Raw genomic sequence first — 16,319 nt, forward strand, 5'->3', positions numbered from 1 at the left:
GTGAGCCCGACCTTACGGAAGGCGCAGGCTCGGCAATGCGGCAGGCGGAGCGGACGCTCTCGATTCTGCACCACCCCCACCTCCGGCTCCTCCCCGCGAGGGGGGAGGAGGGTTCGTCGGTCAGCGCGCGGTCAGCCCTTGGTGGCCGCGGCTTTCTTGTCGCCGCGTTTGAACATGCCCCTGATGTTGTCCCACAGCTCCACCTTCACGCCGTTGCGGCGCATGATGATGTATTGCTGGATCACCGAGAGCAGGTTGTTCCAGGCCCAGTAGATCACGAGGCCGGCGGGGAACGAGCCGAGCATGAAGGTGAACACGATCGGCATGAAGGCGAAGACCTGCGCCTGGACCGGGTCCGGCGGCGCGGGGTTCATCTTCATCTGCACGAACATCGTGATGCCCATGATGATCGGCCACACGCCCAGATGGATGAAGTCGGGCGCGGCGAAGGGCAGCAGGCCGAACAGGTTCACGATGCTCGTCGGATCGGGCGCGGCGAGATCCTGGATCCAGCCGAAGAACGGCGCGTGCCGCATCTCGATGGTGATGAACAGGACCTTGTAGAGCGCGAAGAAGACCGGGATCTGAATCAGCACCGGCCAGCAGCCGGCGATCGGATTGATCTTCTCCTTCTTGTACAGCTCCATCATCGCCTGTTGCTGCTTCGTCCGGTCGTCCTTGTAGCGCTCCCGGATGGAGGTCATCTCCGGCTGCACGGCCTTCATCTTGGCCATGGAGACGTAGGAGCGGTTGGCGATCGGCAGGAAGAAGATCTTCAGGATCAGCGTCACCAGCAGGATCGAGACACCGAAATTGCCGGCGAGATGGAAGAAGAAGTCCAGCGCCCGGAACATCGGCTTGGTCAGGAACCAGAACCAGCCCCAGTCGATCATCAGATCGAACTGCTTGATGCCGAGCTCGCGCTCGTAGGCGTTGATCTGGTTGACCTCCTTGGCGCCCGCGAACAGGCGCTGGGTCGTGGTCGAGGACGCGTTCGGCGCCACGGTGACGGAGTCGCCCCGCACGGAGGTCTGGTAGACCTTGGTCGCCCCGTCGGTGCGCTCGGTGAAGGCGCCCGTGAAGGGCTTGTCCTGCTCCGGGATCGTCGCGGCGGCCCAGTACTTGTCGGTGATGCCGACCCAGCCGCCGGTCACGTTCGTCCAGGCCTTGCCCAGCGTGCCGGGGCCGCCGTAGGCCGGCTCCTTGGCGACCTTGTCGTAGGTGTATTCCTGCAGGCCGTCGTTGCCGAGCACGCCGATCAGGCCCTCGTGCAGCACGTAGTAGCCCTGGGTGTGCGGCTTACCCCAGCGCGAGACGAGGCTGTAGGGGTAGAGCGTCACGGGGTTGGCCGAGGTGTTCTCCACCTCATCGCGGACCGTGAACATGAACTTGTCGTCGACGGCGATGATGCGCTTGAAGACGAGGCCCTGGCCGTTGTCCCAGCTCAGCGTGAGCGGCTTGCCGGGGGCGAGCAGGTCGCCGTCGGCCTTCCAGACCGTGTCGCCGTTGGGCAGCGGCCCGGCATTGGCGCCGACCCAGCCGAACTCGGCGTAGTAGGGGTTCTGGCTGCCGGTGGGCGAGAGCAGCACGATGCGCGGGCTCTCGTCGCTGACGGTCTCGTGGTAGTTCTTGAGGCTCACGTCGTCGATGCGCGCGCCCTTGAGCGCGACCGAGCCGTAGAGGGCGGGCGTGTCGAGCCGCACCCGCGCCGAGCGCGCCAGCGCCTCCTCGCGGGTGACGGGACCTTGGGCGGCGGTGCCCGGCACGGTGCCGGGCACGGGCGCGCTGGGGCTGCCCTCGCGCGGGCTCGGGGCGGGGATGCCGTCGGCCGTCTGCGACGCGCCCGGTTGCTGCGCGGTCTGGCTCTGTGCCGCCTGTCGCTGCCGCTCGCTGGCCGGCCCGGTGACGAAGTAATGCCAGCCAAGCAGGACCACCAGCGACAAGGCGATGGCGACGAACATGTTCGTCTTGTCGTTACCCATCGGTCGATCCGTCAGGCGCCTTCGATGTGGAGGGGAGGGGGTGAGGGCCGCCCGCGGTCGCGCCCCGGCCGGAGCGGGAGCCGCCGCGTCGCGATGGGGAGGAGCGGGGAGCGTCGCCGGAGCGCGGCGCGGCCGGGCGCGTCACAGAATGGAGCGCGCGCCGCAGATCCTCGACGAGGCTTTCGAAGGGAGCGTCCAGGGCGGGGCGCCGGGCGATCACCACGACATCCGCGCCGATCGAGGGCGCATCCGTCGCCACGGCGGCGACGGCGCTGCGCAGGCGTCGCCGGATCCGGTTGCGTTCGGTCGCATGCCCCACGCGCTTCGTGATGGTGAAGCCGAGGAAGATCCCCTCGGCGGTCGCGCCGTCACGGGTCTCGCCCGGATCGCGCAGGCGCCCTTGGGCGCTCATGCGTTCCGTGTGGAACCGCCGGCCCTGGGCGGCTGCCAGGAAATCCGGGCGCCGCCGGAGACGTCCGATCGTCGGCACGGGCGCTCCGATCCCGATTCGCGGGCTCGTGTTGCGAGACGTGGCGCCGCCCTGCGGCGCCACGGAGTGTGTCAGGCCGAGAGGCGCTTGCGGCCGTGCGCGCGACGGGCGGCGATGACCTTGCGGCCGCCGGCGGTCGCCATGCGGGCGCGGAAGCCGTGACGGCGCTTACGGACGAGCTTGCTCGGCTGGTAGGTTCTCTTCATGATCGGTCTCCGGCGGTCGAGGTCTCGACCCGGCGGCGCTTGCGATCAGCGCGCGGACCGTGTGTGAACCTCGAAATGGGATCTGCAAACGCGAAGGGCGCCCGGGACAGGGCGCCGCTTCGCAATGGCGCGGCTTATGGCGGAGGGGGCGCCGCAAGTCAATGACGGGCTGCCGATGCGGAGGCACGGCCGCGCCGGGTGCCGCAGCGTCGTCGCTGCCCCGTCGTGCGTATCGGGACCGTAGGGATACGGCCGGTTGGGATCCCAATCCCCAATTCCGGGCCTTCGCAACTTTTCGGGACACCCGCCGAGCGTTTAACGGTGCGTTAACCTTTCCGTTCTACAAAGAGGCACATCCAGATTGTCTGGATCCTGATTGGGATCTCCGTCCAGTCTGTTTGATGCCTCCCTGTAAGACTCATGAGAGCCGCTCCTCTGGAGCGGCTTCTTTTTTTGGCGCCGATCCGCCCGCCGGGCCCCGCGCCATCCGCCGTCGCCGCGCCGTTAACGTTAAAAGGACGTGAACCCTCTTTCGGCTCGCGTTCGGCGCTACACTTGCCCCACTGGCTGCATTCGCACCGAGATCGTCCCCATCCGGGACAGATGGTACGCCGGCGGTACAGGAGGCAGGATGACCGAGTTCGACGTCACGTTCCGGGACGACCGCGAGTGGGTGAGCTTCGGCGAGTCCTACGTGTCGTCGGAAGCCTTCAAGACCCTGTTCCGCGAGGGCATGCTGCTGGTCGAGGAGACGGCGGCCTATCTCGACGGGGAGGGGAGGGCCGAATCGCGCCTGATCTCGCGCGACGCCACGCTGGCCTATGCCAGCGAGAGCATGCGCCTCACCACCCGGCTGATGCAGATCGCCTCCTGGCTGCTGGTGCAGCGGGCGGTCTCCGAGGGCGAGATCTCGCTGAGTCAGGCGCAGGAGGAGAAGACCCGCGTCAAGCTCGCCGAGTCGGAGCGCGCCCTGCCGGAGGCCGGCGAGGCCTTCGCGGCGCTTCCGCTCCGGCTTCAGGATCTCGTGCGCCGCTCGCGCCGGCTGCACGCGCGCATCCTGCACCTCGACGCGCTGATCAGCGAGGACCGCCCCGTGCCGGTGCCGCGGGAGAGCCCGGTGACCGCCCAGTTCGGGCGCCTGCGGGCCGCCTTCGGCGGGGAGTGATTTTTTTCGGAAGCTGAGAGGCAGGCTGCCGGCGAAAGCGACCGGGGCCGGACGGGGCGCGTGTCATCGACCGATGGCCGCGCCCGTTCGATTCGGCGGGGCTTCATCCGGCAGCGCCGCGCCCATGCGCAGAGCGAACCCTCGCGCGCAAACGAAAACGGCGCCGCGAGCGGCGCCGTCTCATCGATCCGGGCCGGGGCCCAAATCCCAAAAAATCACTTCTTGCCGAAGCCGAGGCCGGCGAAGCGGTTGTTGAAGCGCGAGACGCGGCCGCCGCGATCGAGCATCTTCTGCTCGCCGCCGGTCCAGGCCGGGTGCGTGGTCGGGTCGATGTCCAGGTTGAGGACGTCGCCTTCCTTGCCGTAGGTCGAGCGGGTCTTGTACTCGGTGCCGTCGGTCATCACGACCTTGATGAAGTGGTAGTCGGGGTGCTCGGTCCCCTTGGCCTTGCCGGCCTCGTTCTTTGCCATGACGAATTCCTGAGGTAGCACGCCGACCGGCCCCGCCACTCGGGGAGGAGCCAGGGGCAAAACATCGCGCGCATTCCGATGAAGGCGCGCCTATACCTCAGCCTCGGGCGACCGACAAGAGAGGGCGGCCGGATCGGCGGTCTCGCGCGAAAACTCGGCACGACAATCGGCGAAGACGTGTCCGCAGGGCCGACGCGAACTGGAAATCGGAGCGGTCGCTGCTTATGCGATGGCTCACGTCAACGACGACACGACAGAAACCGCCAAGATAGAAACGGCTCAGGACGGGACGAAACGATGTCGAGGAACGATGGCCCGCAGGCGTGACGCGTCGCCCGGCGCAGAGGTCGACCCGCGGGCGGCCCTCCGGGGGCGGGCGCCGCTCGGAGCGCTCAAACCCCTGATCCCCTTCGCGAGCCGCTATCGGGGCCGCATCCTCGCGGCGCTGGTCTCGCTGCTCGCGGCCTCCGGCGCGACGCTCGTCGTGCCGATCGCGATTCGACGGGTGATCGACCACGGCTTCTCGCCGGAGGGGCAGGCGCTCATCAACTCCTACTTCGTGGCGCTGCTCGGCGTGGTGGCGGTGCTCGCGGTGTCGAGCGCGGGCCGCTACTACTCGGTGGTGACGCTCGGCGAGCGCGTCGTGGCGGATCTGCGCTCGGCGGTCTTCGCCCGGCTGACGAGCCTCGACCCGACCTTCTTCGACAAGGCGCAGTCGGGCGAGATCGTCTCGCGGCTCACCGCGGACGCGACGCAGGTCAAGGCGGTCTTCGGGGTCTCGATCTCGATCCTGCTGCGCAACCTGTTCCTGTTCGTCGGCGCCGTCGTCATGATGGTCTGGACGAGCCCCGGCCTGTCGATCCTCGTCCTGGCCGCGATCCCGCTCATCGTCTTCCCGCTGATCCTGTCGGGCCGCGGCGTGCGCCGCCGCTCCCGCGCGGCGCAGGACCGGCTCGCCGACGCGTCGGCCTACGCCGCCGAAGCCGTCGGCGCCGTGCGCACGATGCAGGCCTTCGGCATGGGCCGCACCACCGCCGGGCGCTTCGCGGAAGCCTCCGAGAACGCCTACCGGTCGGCGCGCGCCTCGATCACCGCCCGCGCCCTGCTCACGGGCGTGGCGATCTTCCTGATCTCGGCCTCGGTGGTCGGGGTGATGTGGTACGGCGCCAAGGGCGTGCTCGCCGGCACCACCAGCGCCGGCCAGCTCTCGCAATTCATCCTCTACGCGGTGTTCGGCGCCAGCGCCCTCGGCCAGCTCTCCGAGGTCTACGGCGAACTCGCCCAGGCCGCGGGCGCCGCCGAGCGGCTCGGCGAAATCCTGGCCGCCGAGCCGGCGATCCGCTCGCCCGAGCACCCGGTCGCCCTGCCGAGCCCGGCCCGCGGCGCGGTCGCGTTCGAGGCGGTGCGTTTCCGCTACCCCACTCGGCCCGAGCACGCGGCGCTCGACGGCGTCTCGTTCACGGCGGCTCCGGGCGAGCGCATCGCCCTGGTCGGCCCCTCGGGGGCCGGCAAGACCACGGTGCTGCAGTTGCTGCTGCGCTTCTACGACCCGGACGAGGGGCAGGTGACGATCGACGGCGTGCCCCTGCCGCAGGCCGATCTCGACGCCCTGCGCGAGCGCCTCTCCCTGGTGCCGCAGGATCCGGTGGTGTTCTCCGGCACGGTCCTCGAGAACATCCGCTACGGGCGCCCCGGCGCGAGCGAGGCGGAGGTCGAGGAGGCCGCCCGGCTCGCCAACGCCGACGGCTTCATCCGCGCCCTGCCGGAGGGCTACGCGACGCTGCTGGGCGAGCGCGGCACCACGCTCTCGGGCGGGCAGCGCCAGCGCATCGCCATCGCCCGCGCGATCCTCAAGGACGCGCCGATCCTGCTCCTCGACGAGGCGACCTCGGCCCTCGACGCCGAGAGCGAGCGCGCGGTGCAGAACGCCCTCGACCGGCTGATGCAGGGTCGCACCACGCTGGTGATCGCCCACCGCCTCGCGACCATCCGCGCCGCCGACCGCATCCTCGTCTTCGACGGCGGGAAGATCGTCGAGGAGGGCACGCACGAGAGCCTGCTCGCCCGCGGCGCCCTCTACGCGCAGCTCGCGAGCCTGCAATTCGCCGACAGCTTCGACGAGAGCGCCCGGGCGCGCGACCCGCGCCCGAAGCACGCGGCGGAGTAGGGCGCGATGGACCTCACCCGCTTCCCCCGCGTGGCGCTCACCGACGGGCCGACGCCGATCCGCTCCCTCGACCGGCTCTCGACCCATCTCGGGACGGAGCTGAACGGCGTGCGGCTGTTCGTGAAGCGCGACGACGTCGGACCGGTGGGGCTCGGCGGCAACAAGCTGCGCAAGCTCGAATTCCTCCTCGGCCGGGCGCTGGCGGAGCGGGCCGACACGGTGATCACCGTCGGCGCGCTGCAATCGAACCATGCCCGGCTCACCGCCGCCTCCGCCGCGCGGATGGGGCTCGCCTGCGAGCTGTTCCTGACCCGCAGCGTGCCGCGGGAGGATGCCGACTACACCGGCAACGGCAACCGGCTGCTACAGGATCTGTTCGGCGCCCGGGTCCACCTGCTGCCGGGTGAGGCGGATTCGCTGGCGCGGGCCGAGGCGCGGGCGGAGGAGTTGCGGGCGGAAGGACGGCGCGTCTTCGTGTTCCCCTCCGGCGGGTCGAGCCCGCTCGGCTGCCTCGGCTACGCCGCCTGCGCCGCCGAGATCCTGGAGCAATCGGCCAATCTCGGCCTCGCCTTCGCCCGGATCGTCGTGCCGAACGGCAGTTCCGGCACCCATGCCGGCCTCGCCGCGGGCCTGACCGCCGCCGGCCGCGATCCGCATCTCGCCCAGTCCTACACGGTGCTCGCCCCCGAGGCCGAGGCACGCGACGCGACGCTCGCCAAGGCCCGCGACACCCTGGCGCTGATCGGCGGCGGCCTTACGCTCGCCGACGACGCCGTCCGCGTGGACGGCGCCCATCGCGGGCCGGGCTACGGCATCCCGACCGAGGGCATGCGCGAGGCGGTGCGGCTCATGGCCCGCACCGAGGGGCTGCTGCTCGATCCCGTCTACAGCGGCAAGGCGTTCGCCGGGCTGCTCCACGACGTGCGCGCGGGCCTATACGAGCGCGGCGCGGCGGTGCTGTTCGTGATGACCGGCGGCGTGCCGGGGCTGTTCGCGTATCGGAGCGAGTTTTCGCGCTCGTAACCCTCCCCCCCTCTGCGGCGGAGGGTGCCTCGCGGATGCGAGGCGGGAGAGGGGGAGCGACGCTTCAGACGAAGGAACGGCCTTCGCGAAGGCCGCGACCTCTTCTGCACCGTCGCTCCCCTCACCCGACCCCATTCGGGGCCACCCTCTCCCGCAGTGCGGAGAGGGCGTCACCGCTCGGTCAGCTTCATCTCGATCCGGCGGTTGCGCGCATAGGCCTCGTCGCTCGTTCCCGAATCGAGCGGCTGGAACTCGCCGAAGGCGCCGGCGAGCAGCCGCTGCGGCGGGAGGCCCTTGCTCCGCAGGTACTGCACGACCGCGATGGCGCGGGCGGCCGACAGCTCCCAGTTCGAAGGGAACTGCGCCGACTGGATCGGCCGCGCGTCGGTATGGCCGTCCACGCGCAGCACCCAGGGGATGTCGGCGGGGATCTCCCGCGCGATGTCGAGGATCGCGCCCGCGATCCGGTCGAGCTCCGGTCCGGCCTCGGGCTTCAGCGCCGCGGAGCCCGCCGTGAACAGCACCTCGGATTGCAGCACGAAGCGGTCGCCGACGATGCGGACATCGGTCCGGTTGCCGATGATCTGGCGCAGGCGCCCGAAGAAGTCGGAGCGGTAGCGGGCGAGTTCCTGCACCCTCTGGGCGAGCGCCACGTTGAGGCGGCTGCCCAGTTCGGCGATGCGGGCCTGGCTCTCCCGGTCGCGGGATTCGGAGGCCGCCAGGGCGTCCTCGAGCGCCGCGAGCTGCCGGCGCAGGGCGCGGATCTGTTCGTTGAGCAGCTCGACCTGATTCTGCGCCCGCTGCGTCGCGCCGCGCTCGGCGGCGAGCTGCGCATCGACGTCGGCGCTCTTGCCCTGGGCCGCCTCGCTGGCGTCGGCCAGCGCCCGGAGCCGGTCGCGCTCGGCCTCCGCCGCGGTCAGGGTGTTGCGCAGGCCGGCGGCCGCCTCTTCCTGGGCGCGGCGGCTCGAACGCTCCAGCGCGAGCAGGTCGGTGAGGTCGGCGATCTGGCGGTTGAGGCGGTTGAGGACGGCGTCGCGGCCCGTCAGCTCCTGCGAGAGGAAGAACTGCCCCACCACGAAGACGGTGAGCAGGAAGACGACCGCGAGCAGGAGCGTCGCGAGCGCGTCGACATAGCCCGGCCAGACATTGAGGCTGCGCTGCGAGCGCGCGCGCGCGGACGCCATGTCAGCGCTCCTCCCGCTGCCGCGGGAGCGGCGCCGATGTCCGTGGTCGCATGGTCTTCACGCGATCCGGCCTCCCCTTCGCTCGACCATGCTCCATCCTCTTGTTCTCGCATCATCTTTTCCGAAAGCCGGCGACCACCGTTCGGGATGATGCTCTAATTGACCTTCTCGCGGGCCAGCCGGTCGAGCACCTGCTTCAGCTCGCGCTCGCGGGCGGCCTGGGCCTCGACCCAGTCGCGGATCATCTGCTGCTCGGCGCGCATGTGCTGCACGAGTCCCTGGATGCCCTCGGCCAGATTGGTCATGGCCTGGGTCGCGCCGCGGCCGCCGGCGCCCTCGGCGATGACGCCGCTCAACCGGTCCACGGCGGCTTGCAGCTCGCGGGCGATGGCCGGGTCGTGCTCCGGCGCCGGGCGCGCGGCCACGGCGCCAGTGGCGACCGCCTGCTCCTCGCCGGAGACGAGCCAGTCCTCCAGCTCGTTGTGGAAGCGCGAATGGGCCTGCCCCGCCTGGAGGTCGAGGAAGCCGACGATCAGCGAGGAGGCGAGGCCGAACAAAGAGGCGGAGAAGGCGAGGCCGATCCCGGAGAGCGGCACCGCGAGCCCGCTCTTGAGTTCGTCGAACATCACCGCCGCGTCGCCGCCGCCGCGCATGCCGCCGATCACCGAGCCGACCGCCGAGAGCGTCTCGATCAGGCCCCAGAAGGTGCCGAGCAGGCCGAGCAGGATCAGGATGCCGGCGATGTAGCGCAGGATCTCGCGGCCCTCGTCGAGCCGCACGGCGGTGGTGTCGAGATGCGCGCGGGTGCTCGACAGCGTCATCCCCTCGCGCCGGGCGGTGATCGCCGGCAGCAGGGGCGCGAGCAGGGTCGGCCGGTCCTTCGGGTTCTGCCCGGCGGCCACCGCGTTGACGTAGCGCACCTCGCGAAACAGCCGCGTCACCTGCCCGAAGGCGAGGAGCACGGCGATCAGCAGCACGCCGAGGATCAGCCCGTTCAGGCCCGGATTGGCGAGAAAGGCCGGCGTGATCTGCTTGTAGAGGACGAAGGCGAGGAAGCCCGCGAGCGCCAGGAACACCAGCATCCGCACCAGCGTCATGCCGGGCTTGGCGAGGGGAGGCGTGTCGGAGGACGCGGAACGGGCCGCCATCGGGTCCATACTCATGTTGGGCCTGACGCCGGGACCGGCGGCACCGCTGTGACAAAACCGGCGGCACTCTGGCGGCTCGGCCTGCCGCGATCAAGTCGCGGTGCGCCGTCGTCCCACGGGCCTGCGCGAGCCGGCGACCGGCCGAACGGGCTTCAATCCCACTCGCGGGGCCAGGTCTCCTCCAGATGCGGCCCGAGCCGGACCGCCCAGACGCGCTTGGCCAATCCCGTCGCGTCGTCGGTCTCGACCGCGACGCCGCACAGGGTGCCCTCGCCGGTGGCCGCTTCGAGCCGCGAGCCCGGCGTCTTCTGCAGGAAGCGGCGCACCGGCTCGTCCTTCTGCATGCCGAGGATCGAATCGTAGTCGCCGCACATGCCGGCATCGGAGAGATAGGCGGTGCCGCCAGGCAGGATGCGGTGGTCCCCGGTCGGCGCGTGGGTGTGGGTGCCGACGACGAGGCTCGCCCGGCCGTCGAGGAAATGCGCCATGGCCTGCTTCTCGCTGGTGGCCTCGGCGTGGACATCGACGAGGACCGCGTCCGCCGCCGCCCCGAGGGGACAGGCTTCCAGCTCCCGGTCGGCCGCGGTGAAGGGATCGTCGAGGGGGTCGAGATAGAGGCGGCCCATGACGTTGACCACGAGCACGCGGGCGCCGCGGGCCGTCTCGATCACCGTGGCGCCGCGGCCAGGGGTGCCGGGCGGGTAGTTCGCCGGCCGGATCAGCCGCGGCTGGCGGGCGATGAAGACGAGCGCCTCGCGCTGGTCGAAGGAGTGGTTGCCGAGCGTCACCGCGTCGGCGCCGGCCTGGAGGATCTCGTCGCAGATCGATTCGGTGATGCCGAAGCCGCCGGCGGCGTTCTCGCCGTTGATCACCACGCAGTCGAGGCGCCAGCGCTCGCGCAGGCCGGGCAGCCGGTCGGCGACGGCGTGGCGGCCGGGGCGTCCGACGATGTCGCCGAGGAAGAGGATGCGCATCGTATCGAGGAATCAGCTTTGCCGGAGCGGCACGGGTCCGGTCTCGGTCACGAGATGGTCGAGGGGGCGGTCGTGCGGCTCGGCCGGGACGCGCTCGATCTCCTGGACCGAGAAGGCGATGCCGACCGTCAGCACGGGGCCGTTCTGGGACAGGCGCTCGATCGCCTGATCGTAGTAGCCCGCGCCGTAGCCGATGCGCTGGCCCGCGCGGTCGAAGGCGGCGAGCGGCACGATCAGGGCGGTGGGGTCGAGCGGAGGCAGGTCGTCGCGGGGCTCACTGAGGCCGAAGCCGCCCTGCACCAGTTCCTCGCCCGCGCGCCACTCGCGGAAGACGAGACCCTGTTTCGTGACTTTGGGGAGAGCAACACGCTGGCCGCGGGCGAACAGACGCTCGATCAGCGGGCGCGGGTCGATCTCGCTGCGGATCGGCCAGAAGGCGCCGACCAGCGGCGCCTGCGCGAGCTGGGGTATCGCCGCGATGGTCTCGGCGGCAGCGAGGGAGCCGACGGCGCGGGCCTCGGGGGAGAGCGCGTCGCGGCGCGCCAGCGCCTCGGCGCGGAGGCTCGCCTTGAGCGAGCGTTCGGGGGAAGAGTGCGGAGCCACCTGAGCCGTTGGAGTGTCGATCCCGGGAAACCTACAGAGTAGGTGGGCGCCGTGTTGGCCAAGTCCACGGACGAGGCCAGTGACAGCTCCCTAGGGAGTCGATAAGGCCCCGGGGAAAGTTCTCCTGACGAACCCTGCAGCCCCGCCAGCCAGAGATAGACGTGCCGGGGCCCGGGCGCCAGGGGCTGAACGCGATGCAGGCACGATTTTCGAAGCCGGCGCGATTGTCCGGTCCGAAGGCCATCATGGGTCGATGTGCCAGAAGGCGCGGGCCGGCTCCGGCAGGTCGGCGAGCGCGCGGCGAAGAGCTTCCCGATCCACGTGCGCCCAAAGCACTCCGGCCAGCGCCGCGATCGAACCGTCCGGGGAGCAGTTGTGGTCGGCGCGCACGCCGCGAACCTCCTCCTCCAACGCTGCCCGCTCTTCGAAGGGGCGGAGAGGTTCGTCGGGGTTCCAGCCCTCCACGAAGATCGCCCGAAGCACCGGGGGCAGCGCGGCGGCGAAGATCAGGCCCTGCCGGGCGCTCAGACGGCGGCGGAAGACGACGAAGACGCCGTAGAGAGTCGCGTAGGTCTGGTTGGTGGTGGCGTGATCGAGGGCCGCGCGGGCGGCGAGCATGAAGTGCTCGAAGTCGCGCGAGGCCCGCCAGCATTCCTGCGGGACGGTCATCGGCGGGCTCCGGGTCCGGCGGCGTCGGGGCCGAACCTCGCACGCTCCGCCGCTCCGGTCAGCCCCCGCCCTGGCCCGGCGTCTGTCCCACGGACTGCCCCGACAGTGCCCGGGCCAGCCGGTCGATGCGCTCGGCGGCGACGCCGACGCCGCTGGCGAGCCGCGCCTGCTCGGCGGCGCCCTGGGCGGCGTTCCGCTCCAGGTCGGCGATGCGCCGTTGCGCCTCGTGCAGCTCGTCGGCGAGCGTCAGCGAGGCCATGACGTGCAGGCGCATGTCGCCGATCTCGCCGAAGGCGGCGCGCATCTGCGTGACCCGCTCGTCGAAGGTCTGGGCGAGGGCGGAGAGATGATCCTCCTCGCCGGGGCCGCAGGCCATCCGGTAGCTCTTGCCCGCGATGGTGACGTTGACGTGCGGCATCCGGCTTGAACCTGACTCGAACTCAGCGCCCGGCGGGGCCGGACAGCACGTCTTCCACCGTCTCGATGGCGCGATCGAGGCGGCGGTTCACCTCGCCGGTGGTGCTCGTCATCCGGGCGAGCCGCGCGCCCGCCGCGTCGAGCTCGGCGGCCAGCCGCACCCGGTCCTCCTCGAGCAGGGCGAACTCGGTCTCGCGGTCGCCGCGGCTGCGCTCGGCCTCGAGCTTGCGGGCCACCGCGGTCTCGAGCAGCGCCAGCGCCGTATCGAGCCGGTGCAGCGCCTCCTCCAGGCCGCCGCCTTCCTGCCCCGCCGCCTGCCCCGTCGCGTGCCCTTTGGCCTGCGTCACCCTTGTCTCCGTTCGCGCCATATCCACCCGCGCCATGTCCACCCGTCGGTCGTCGCTTCGTCGGAGCCTGCCACGGAACGCGTTCCGCGTCGTCGCGGCGAGGACGCAAACGGCCGGAGGCGGAGGGACTTCCGCGGTACTCCGAATCCTCGCTGCGAACAGGTTTCAGCCAAGAGCATTCGAAATTCCAGCCGATTCACAGGCCTGCCCACGATCTTTGACAGGCCCCGGCGCCATGTTAGAGAGCCCGCGCCCGGCCCCGATCCCCCGGCGCGGGGCCGCCCGACGGATTCCCAGAACCGTGACCCTTCCAGGCTCCCCGCTCAGACCGTCCGCCGACCGGACGGGTGCGGGCCGCCTTCCGGTTCATCCCCCGTTCAGTACCGCCCCGCTTGGAGCGGTCCCACCGACATCGGACGCCGCGCGCGCAGGCTGCCGGCCGACCCGACCTGTTTCCCATCGGCGCGCGGATGCGCCCCATTTCGAAGGAGTCACGCCGTGACCGTCAAGGTTGCCATCAACGGGTTCGGGCGCATCGGCCGCAACGTGCTGCGCGCCATCGTCGAGGCCGGCCGCACCGACATCGAGGTCGTGGCCATCAACGATCTCGGCCCGGTCGAGACCAACGCCCACCTCCTGCGCTACGATTCCGTGCACGGCCGCTTCCCGGCCGAGGTCGCGGTGGACGGCGACGACATCGTCATCAACGGCAAGCGCATCCGCGTCACCGCCGTGCGCAACCCGGCCGAGCTGCTCCACCGCGACCTCGGCGTCGACGTCGCCATGGAGTGCACCGGCATCTTCACCTCGAAGGACAAGGCCAAGGCGCATCTCGACGCGGGCGCCAAGCGCGTCCTCGTCTCGGCGCCCGCCGACGGCGCCGACCTGACGGTGGTCTACGGCGTGAACCACGAGGGGCTCACCGCCGACCACCTCGTCGTCTCGAACGCCTCCTGCACCACGAACTGCCTCGCCCCGGTGGCCAAGGTGCTCAACGAGACGGTGGGCATCGAGCGCGGCTTCATGACCACGATCCACTCCTACACCAACGACCAGCCCTCGCTGGATCAGATGCACAAGGATCTCTACCGGGCGCGCGCCGCCGCGCTCTCGATGATCCCGACCTCGACGGGCGCGGCCAAGGCCGTCGGCCTCGTGCTGCCGGAGCTGAAGGGCAAGCTCGACGGCACCGCGATCCGCGTGCCGACCCCGAACGTCTCGGCGGTCGACCTCGTCTTCACCGCCAAGCGCGAGACCTCGGTCCAGGAGATCAACGACGCGATCAAGGCGGCCGCCGCCGGCCCGCTCAAGGGCGTCCTCGGCGTGACCGACCGGCCGAACGTGTCGATCGACTTCAACCACGATCCGCACTCGTCGACCTTCCACCTCGACCAGACCAAGGTCATGGACGGCACCTTCGTGCGCATCCTGTCCTGGTACGACAACGAGTGGGGCTTCTCGAACCGCATGGCCGACACCGCCGTGGCCATGGCCAAGCTGATCTGACGCTCTAGCTACGCTTCCACGGGGGCGGCCGACCGTTCGGACCGGCCGCCCCCGAATGCCTTCGCGTTTTTTAAGGCGAGCCCGACTCGCCGAAGATCCAAGGTGCGTGAGCGATGACCGAGACTTCGCCGGCCAAGCCTTCCGGGGGCGACTTCATTCCCCCGACCTCGTCCTCCACGCCGACCGCCGCGCCGCCCGCCGCGACACCGGCCGCGACACCGACCCCCGCGGCCCCGCCGCCGAGCGTCGGCAAGGCCGAGCTGCCTGCCTCCGGCATCGGCCACCACGCCGACCAGCTCGCCCGCATCGAGGACAAGACGGCGCGGATCGAGGACAAGTACGCCCGCTCCGAGGCGCTGCTCTCGCGCGTCGAGGAGAAGGTCGAATCCGCCTCCGCCCGGATGAACGACGCGGCCCGCCAGGCCGACCTGTCGTCCCTGCGCAGCGAGGTCCGCACCCTGTCCGACCGGGTCGGCCGCCTGCCCGGCACCGGCGCCCTGGTTCTGACGGCGATCATCACCGCCGTGCTCACCGTCGCGCTGATGGTCGCCGTGCAGCGGCTGAACCTCGACCGGATGCTGCCGCACAGCCTCGGCGGCCAGAACCAGACGAACTCCGCCAATCCCCCGGCGTCCAACCCTTAAGAAGAACCGCACGCAGCCATGACGGATTTCCGCACCCTCGACGATGCCGGCCCGCTCCAGGGCAAGCGTGTGCTGCTGCGCGTCGATCTCAACGTGCCGATGGAGGGCGGCCGCGTCACCGACGCGACCCGGATCGAGCGCGTGGTGCCGACGATCCGCGAGATCGCCGAGGCGGGCGGGCGGGTGATCCTGCTCGCGCATTTCGGCCGCCCCAAGGGCAAGCCGGACCCGAAGGAGTCGCTCAAGCCTCTCCTGCCGACGCTCTCGGAGAAGCTCGGGCGTCCGGTCGCCTTCGGCGAGGACTGCGTCGGCGAGGCCGCGGCCAAGGCGGTCGCCTCGCTGAACGACGGCGACGTGCTGCTCCTCGAAAACACCCGCTACCATGCGGGCGAGGAGAAGAACGAGGCCGCGTTCGCGCAGGCGCTCGCGGAGAACGGCGACCTCTACGTCAACGAGGCATTCTCCGCCGCCCACCGGGCCCACGCCTCGACCGAGGGGCTCGCCCGCCTGCTCCCGGCCTTTGCCGGTCGCCTGATGCAGGCCGAACTCGACGCGCTCACCAAGGGCCTCGAAGATCCGGCCCGTCCGGTCATCGCCATCGTCGGCGGCGCCAAGGTCTCGACCAAGATCGACCTTCTGGAAAACCTCGTCGCCAAGGTCGACATGCTGGTGATCGGCGGCGGCATGGCCAACACCTTCCTGCACGCGCAAGGAAAGGATGTCGGCAAGTCGCTGTGCGAGAAGGATCTCGCCGGGACCGCCCAGCGCATCCTGGCCGCGGCCAAGGAGAAGAACTGCACCATCATCCTGCCCGTCGATGCGCTGGTCGCCCGCGAGTTCAAGGCGAACGCCGAGAACGAGACCGTGCCGGTCGATTCAGTGCCCTCCGACGCGATGATCCTCGATGTCGGCGCCTCCTCGATCGCCACGATCGACGGCGCCATCGACGAGGCCCGGACGCTGGTCTGGAACGGTCCGCTCGGCGCCTTCGAGCTGACGCCCTTCGACACCGGCACCGTGGCGGTCGCCCAGCACGCCGCCCGGCGGACCAAGGCCGGCCAGCTCGTCAGCGTGGCGGGCGGCGGCGACACCGTAGCGGCCCTCAACCATGCGGGCGTCGGCGAGGATTTCTCCTACGTCTCGACGGCGGGCGGCGCCTTCCTCGAATGGCTGGAGGGCAAGGAACTGCCCGGCGTCGAGGCGCTGCGGGCCAAGGGCTAGCACCCGGCTTCACCCTCCCCCCAACGGATCTCGGGCTTGCCCGAGATCCGCAAGTAGGTGCCCAAGTCGGGCAGGCCCGACTTGGGTGGGGGGAGGGTGGCTC

17 protein-coding genes and 1 other RNA gene are annotated in these 16,319 nt (G+C 70.7%); 6 read left to right on the forward strand and 12 right to left on the reverse strand.

Annotation, left to right across the window (positions count from 1 at the left end; genetic code table 11):
- Positions 1 to 131: 131 nt before the first annotated feature.
- From yidC to rpmH, 3 genes are all read right to left on the reverse strand, one after another.
- The gene (yidC, locus tag ABS772_RS01590; protein WP_350391810.1) at positions 132 to 1,982 is read right to left on the reverse strand and encodes a membrane protein insertase YidC; all 1,851 of its coding nucleotides are present in this window, start codon (positions 1,980 to 1,982) and stop codon (positions 132 to 134) included.
- Positions 1,975 to 2,472 (reverse strand): ribonuclease P protein component, encoded by a 498-nt coding sequence (gene rnpA / locus ABS772_RS01595; RefSeq protein ID WP_350391811.1) that lies wholly within the window; start codon positions 2,470 to 2,472, stop codon positions 1,975 to 1,977. The genes yidC and rnpA overlap by 8 nt, the downstream gene beginning before the upstream one ends.
- A gap of 71 nt (positions 2,473 to 2,543) precedes the next feature.
- Entirely contained in the window at positions 2,544 to 2,678 is a 135-nt protein-coding gene (rpmH, locus tag ABS772_RS01600) for a 50S ribosomal protein L34 (protein WP_012253788.1), read from the reverse strand.
- Between the two features lie 631 nt (positions 2,679 to 3,309).
- On the opposite strand from rpmH, the gene rcdA reads away from it, so the two are divergent.
- Positions 3,310 to 3,843 carry a protease adaptor protein RcdA gene (rcdA, locus tag ABS772_RS01605; protein WP_238255646.1) on the forward strand — a complete coding sequence of 178 codons (534 nt, stop codon included), beginning with the start codon at positions 3,310 to 3,312 and terminating at the stop codon, positions 3,841 to 3,843.
- 215 nt (positions 3,844 to 4,058) lie between these two features.
- Here rcdA and rpmE read toward each other — a convergent pair whose 3' ends face one another.
- Positions 4,059 to 4,313, reverse strand: coding sequence for a 50S ribosomal protein L31 (rpmE, locus tag ABS772_RS01610; RefSeq protein WP_238255645.1), 255 nt, complete (start codon positions 4,311 to 4,313; stop codon positions 4,059 to 4,061).
- Positions 4,314 to 4,623: 310 nt separating this feature from the next.
- On the opposite strand from rpmE, the gene ABS772_RS01615 reads away from it, so the two are divergent.
- Both ABS772_RS01615 and ABS772_RS01620 read left to right on the forward strand, forming a co-directional pair.
- Positions 4,624 to 6,480: an ABC transporter transmembrane domain-containing protein gene (locus ABS772_RS01615; RefSeq protein WP_350391812.1), complete on the forward strand. Its 1,857-nt coding sequence runs from the start codon at positions 4,624 to 4,626 to the stop codon at positions 6,478 to 6,480.
- A gap of 6 nt (positions 6,481 to 6,486) precedes the next feature.
- Positions 6,487 to 7,503: a D-cysteine desulfhydrase family protein gene (locus tag ABS772_RS01620; RefSeq protein WP_350391813.1), complete on the forward strand. Its 1,017-nt coding sequence runs from the start codon at positions 6,487 to 6,489 to the stop codon at positions 7,501 to 7,503.
- Positions 7,504 to 7,673: 170 nt separating this feature from the next.
- Here ABS772_RS01620 and ABS772_RS01625 read toward each other — a convergent pair whose 3' ends face one another.
- The 8 genes from ABS772_RS01625 to ABS772_RS01660 form a co-directional block, all read right to left on the reverse strand.
- The gene (locus ABS772_RS01625) at positions 7,674 to 8,687 is read right to left on the reverse strand and encodes a peptidoglycan -binding protein (protein WP_350391814.1); all 1,014 of its coding nucleotides are present in this window, start codon (positions 8,685 to 8,687) and stop codon (positions 7,674 to 7,676) included.
- Between the two features lie 155 nt (positions 8,688 to 8,842).
- Positions 8,843 to 9,835: a MotA/TolQ/ExbB proton channel family protein gene (locus tag ABS772_RS01630; protein ID WP_350391815.1), complete on the reverse strand. Its 993-nt coding sequence runs from the start codon at positions 9,833 to 9,835 to the stop codon at positions 8,843 to 8,845.
- A 152-nt stretch (positions 9,836 to 9,987) separates the two neighbouring features.
- Complete coding sequence (locus tag ABS772_RS01635; RefSeq protein WP_350391816.1) at positions 9,988 to 10,809, reverse strand: TIGR00282 family metallophosphoesterase; 822 nt, start codon at positions 10,807 to 10,809, stop codon at positions 9,988 to 9,990.
- 12 nt (positions 10,810 to 10,821) lie between these two features.
- The gene (locus ABS772_RS01640; RefSeq protein WP_238256104.1) at positions 10,822 to 11,412 is read right to left on the reverse strand and encodes a 5-formyltetrahydrofolate cyclo-ligase; all 591 of its coding nucleotides are present in this window, start codon (positions 11,410 to 11,412) and stop codon (positions 10,822 to 10,824) included.
- Positions 11,402 to 11,558, reverse strand: a non-coding RNA gene (gene ssrS / locus ABS772_RS01645) — 6S RNA. The genes ABS772_RS01640 and ssrS overlap by 11 nt, the downstream gene beginning before the upstream one ends.
- Before the next feature lie 97 nt (positions 11,559 to 11,655).
- Positions 11,656 to 12,081, reverse strand: coding sequence for a DUF2267 domain-containing protein (locus ABS772_RS01650; protein WP_350391817.1), 426 nt, complete (start codon positions 12,079 to 12,081; stop codon positions 11,656 to 11,658).
- A 58-nt stretch (positions 12,082 to 12,139) separates the two neighbouring features.
- Positions 12,140 to 12,499 (reverse strand): cell division protein ZapA, encoded by a 360-nt coding sequence (locus tag ABS772_RS01655; RefSeq protein WP_238256102.1) that lies wholly within the window; start codon positions 12,497 to 12,499, stop codon positions 12,140 to 12,142.
- A 22-nt stretch (positions 12,500 to 12,521) separates the two neighbouring features.
- Positions 12,522 to 12,866: a DUF4164 family protein gene (locus ABS772_RS01660; protein ID WP_350391821.1), complete on the reverse strand. Its 345-nt coding sequence runs from the start codon at positions 12,864 to 12,866 to the stop codon at positions 12,522 to 12,524.
- 477 nt (positions 12,867 to 13,343) lie between these two features.
- Here ABS772_RS01660 and gap point away from each other — a divergent pair, with 477 nt between their 5' ends.
- From gap to ABS772_RS01675, 3 genes are all read left to right on the forward strand, one after another.
- Positions 13,344 to 14,351, forward strand: coding sequence for a type I glyceraldehyde-3-phosphate dehydrogenase (gap, locus tag ABS772_RS01665; protein ID WP_350391818.1), 1,008 nt, complete (start codon positions 13,344 to 13,346; stop codon positions 14,349 to 14,351).
- 113 nt (positions 14,352 to 14,464) lie between these two features.
- Positions 14,465 to 14,995, forward strand: a complete 531-nt coding sequence (locus tag ABS772_RS01670; protein WP_350391819.1) for a hypothetical protein — start codon at positions 14,465 to 14,467, stop codon at positions 14,993 to 14,995.
- A gap of 18 nt (positions 14,996 to 15,013) precedes the next feature.
- A complete protein-coding gene (locus ABS772_RS01675) occupies positions 15,014 to 16,216 on the forward strand; it encodes a phosphoglycerate kinase (protein WP_350391820.1) in 1,203 nt (400 codons plus the stop codon).
- Positions 16,217 to 16,319 lie beyond the last annotated feature (103 nt).

This window comes from Methylorubrum podarium (assembly GCF_040270385.1).
In the GTDB taxonomy this organism is placed as follows: domain Bacteria; phylum Pseudomonadota; class Alphaproteobacteria; order Rhizobiales; family Beijerinckiaceae; genus Methylobacterium; species Methylobacterium podarium.

Coding starts and splice junctions, on each gene's coding strand:
- yidC (WP_350391810.1), bottom strand. CDS start 1,982: ATGGGTAACGACAAGACGAACATGTTCGTCGCCATCGCCTTGTCGCTG.
- rpmH (WP_012253788.1), bottom strand. CDS start 2,678: ATGAAGAGAACCTACCAGCCGAGCAAGCTCGTCCGTAAGCGCCGTCAC.
- rcdA (WP_238255646.1), top strand. CDS start 3,310: ATGACCGAGTTCGACGTCACGTTCCGGGACGACCGCGAGTGGGTGAGC.
- rpmE (WP_238255645.1), bottom strand. CDS start 4,313: ATGGCAAAGAACGAGGCCGGCAAGGCCAAGGGGACCGAGCACCCCGAC.
- ABS772_RS01615 (WP_350391812.1), top strand. CDS start 4,624: ATGGCCCGCAGGCGTGACGCGTCGCCCGGCGCAGAGGTCGACCCGCGG.
- ABS772_RS01620 (WP_350391813.1), top strand. CDS start 6,487: ATGGACCTCACCCGCTTCCCCCGCGTGGCGCTCACCGACGGGCCGACG.
- ABS772_RS01625 (WP_350391814.1), bottom strand. CDS start 8,687: ATGGCGTCCGCGCGCGCGCGCTCGCAGCGCAGCCTCAATGTCTGGCCG.
- ABS772_RS01630 (WP_350391815.1), bottom strand. CDS start 9,835: ATGGCGGCCCGTTCCGCGTCCTCCGACACGCCTCCCCTCGCCAAGCCC.
- ABS772_RS01635 (WP_350391816.1), bottom strand. CDS start 10,809: ATGCGCATCCTCTTCCTCGGCGACATCGTCGGACGCCCCGGCCGCCAC.
- ABS772_RS01650 (WP_350391817.1), bottom strand. CDS start 12,081: ATGACCGTCCCGCAGGAATGCTGGCGGGCCTCGCGCGACTTCGAGCAC.
- ABS772_RS01655 (WP_238256102.1), bottom strand. CDS start 12,499: ATGCCGCACGTCAACGTCACCATCGCGGGCAAGAGCTACCGGATGGCC.
- ABS772_RS01660 (WP_350391821.1), bottom strand. CDS start 12,866: ATGGCGCGAACGGAGACAAGGGTGACGCAGGCCAAAGGGCACGCGACG.
- ABS772_RS01670 (WP_350391819.1), top strand. CDS start 14,465: ATGACCGAGACTTCGCCGGCCAAGCCTTCCGGGGGCGACTTCATTCCC.
- ABS772_RS01675 (WP_350391820.1), top strand. CDS start 15,014: ATGACGGATTTCCGCACCCTCGACGATGCCGGCCCGCTCCAGGGCAAG.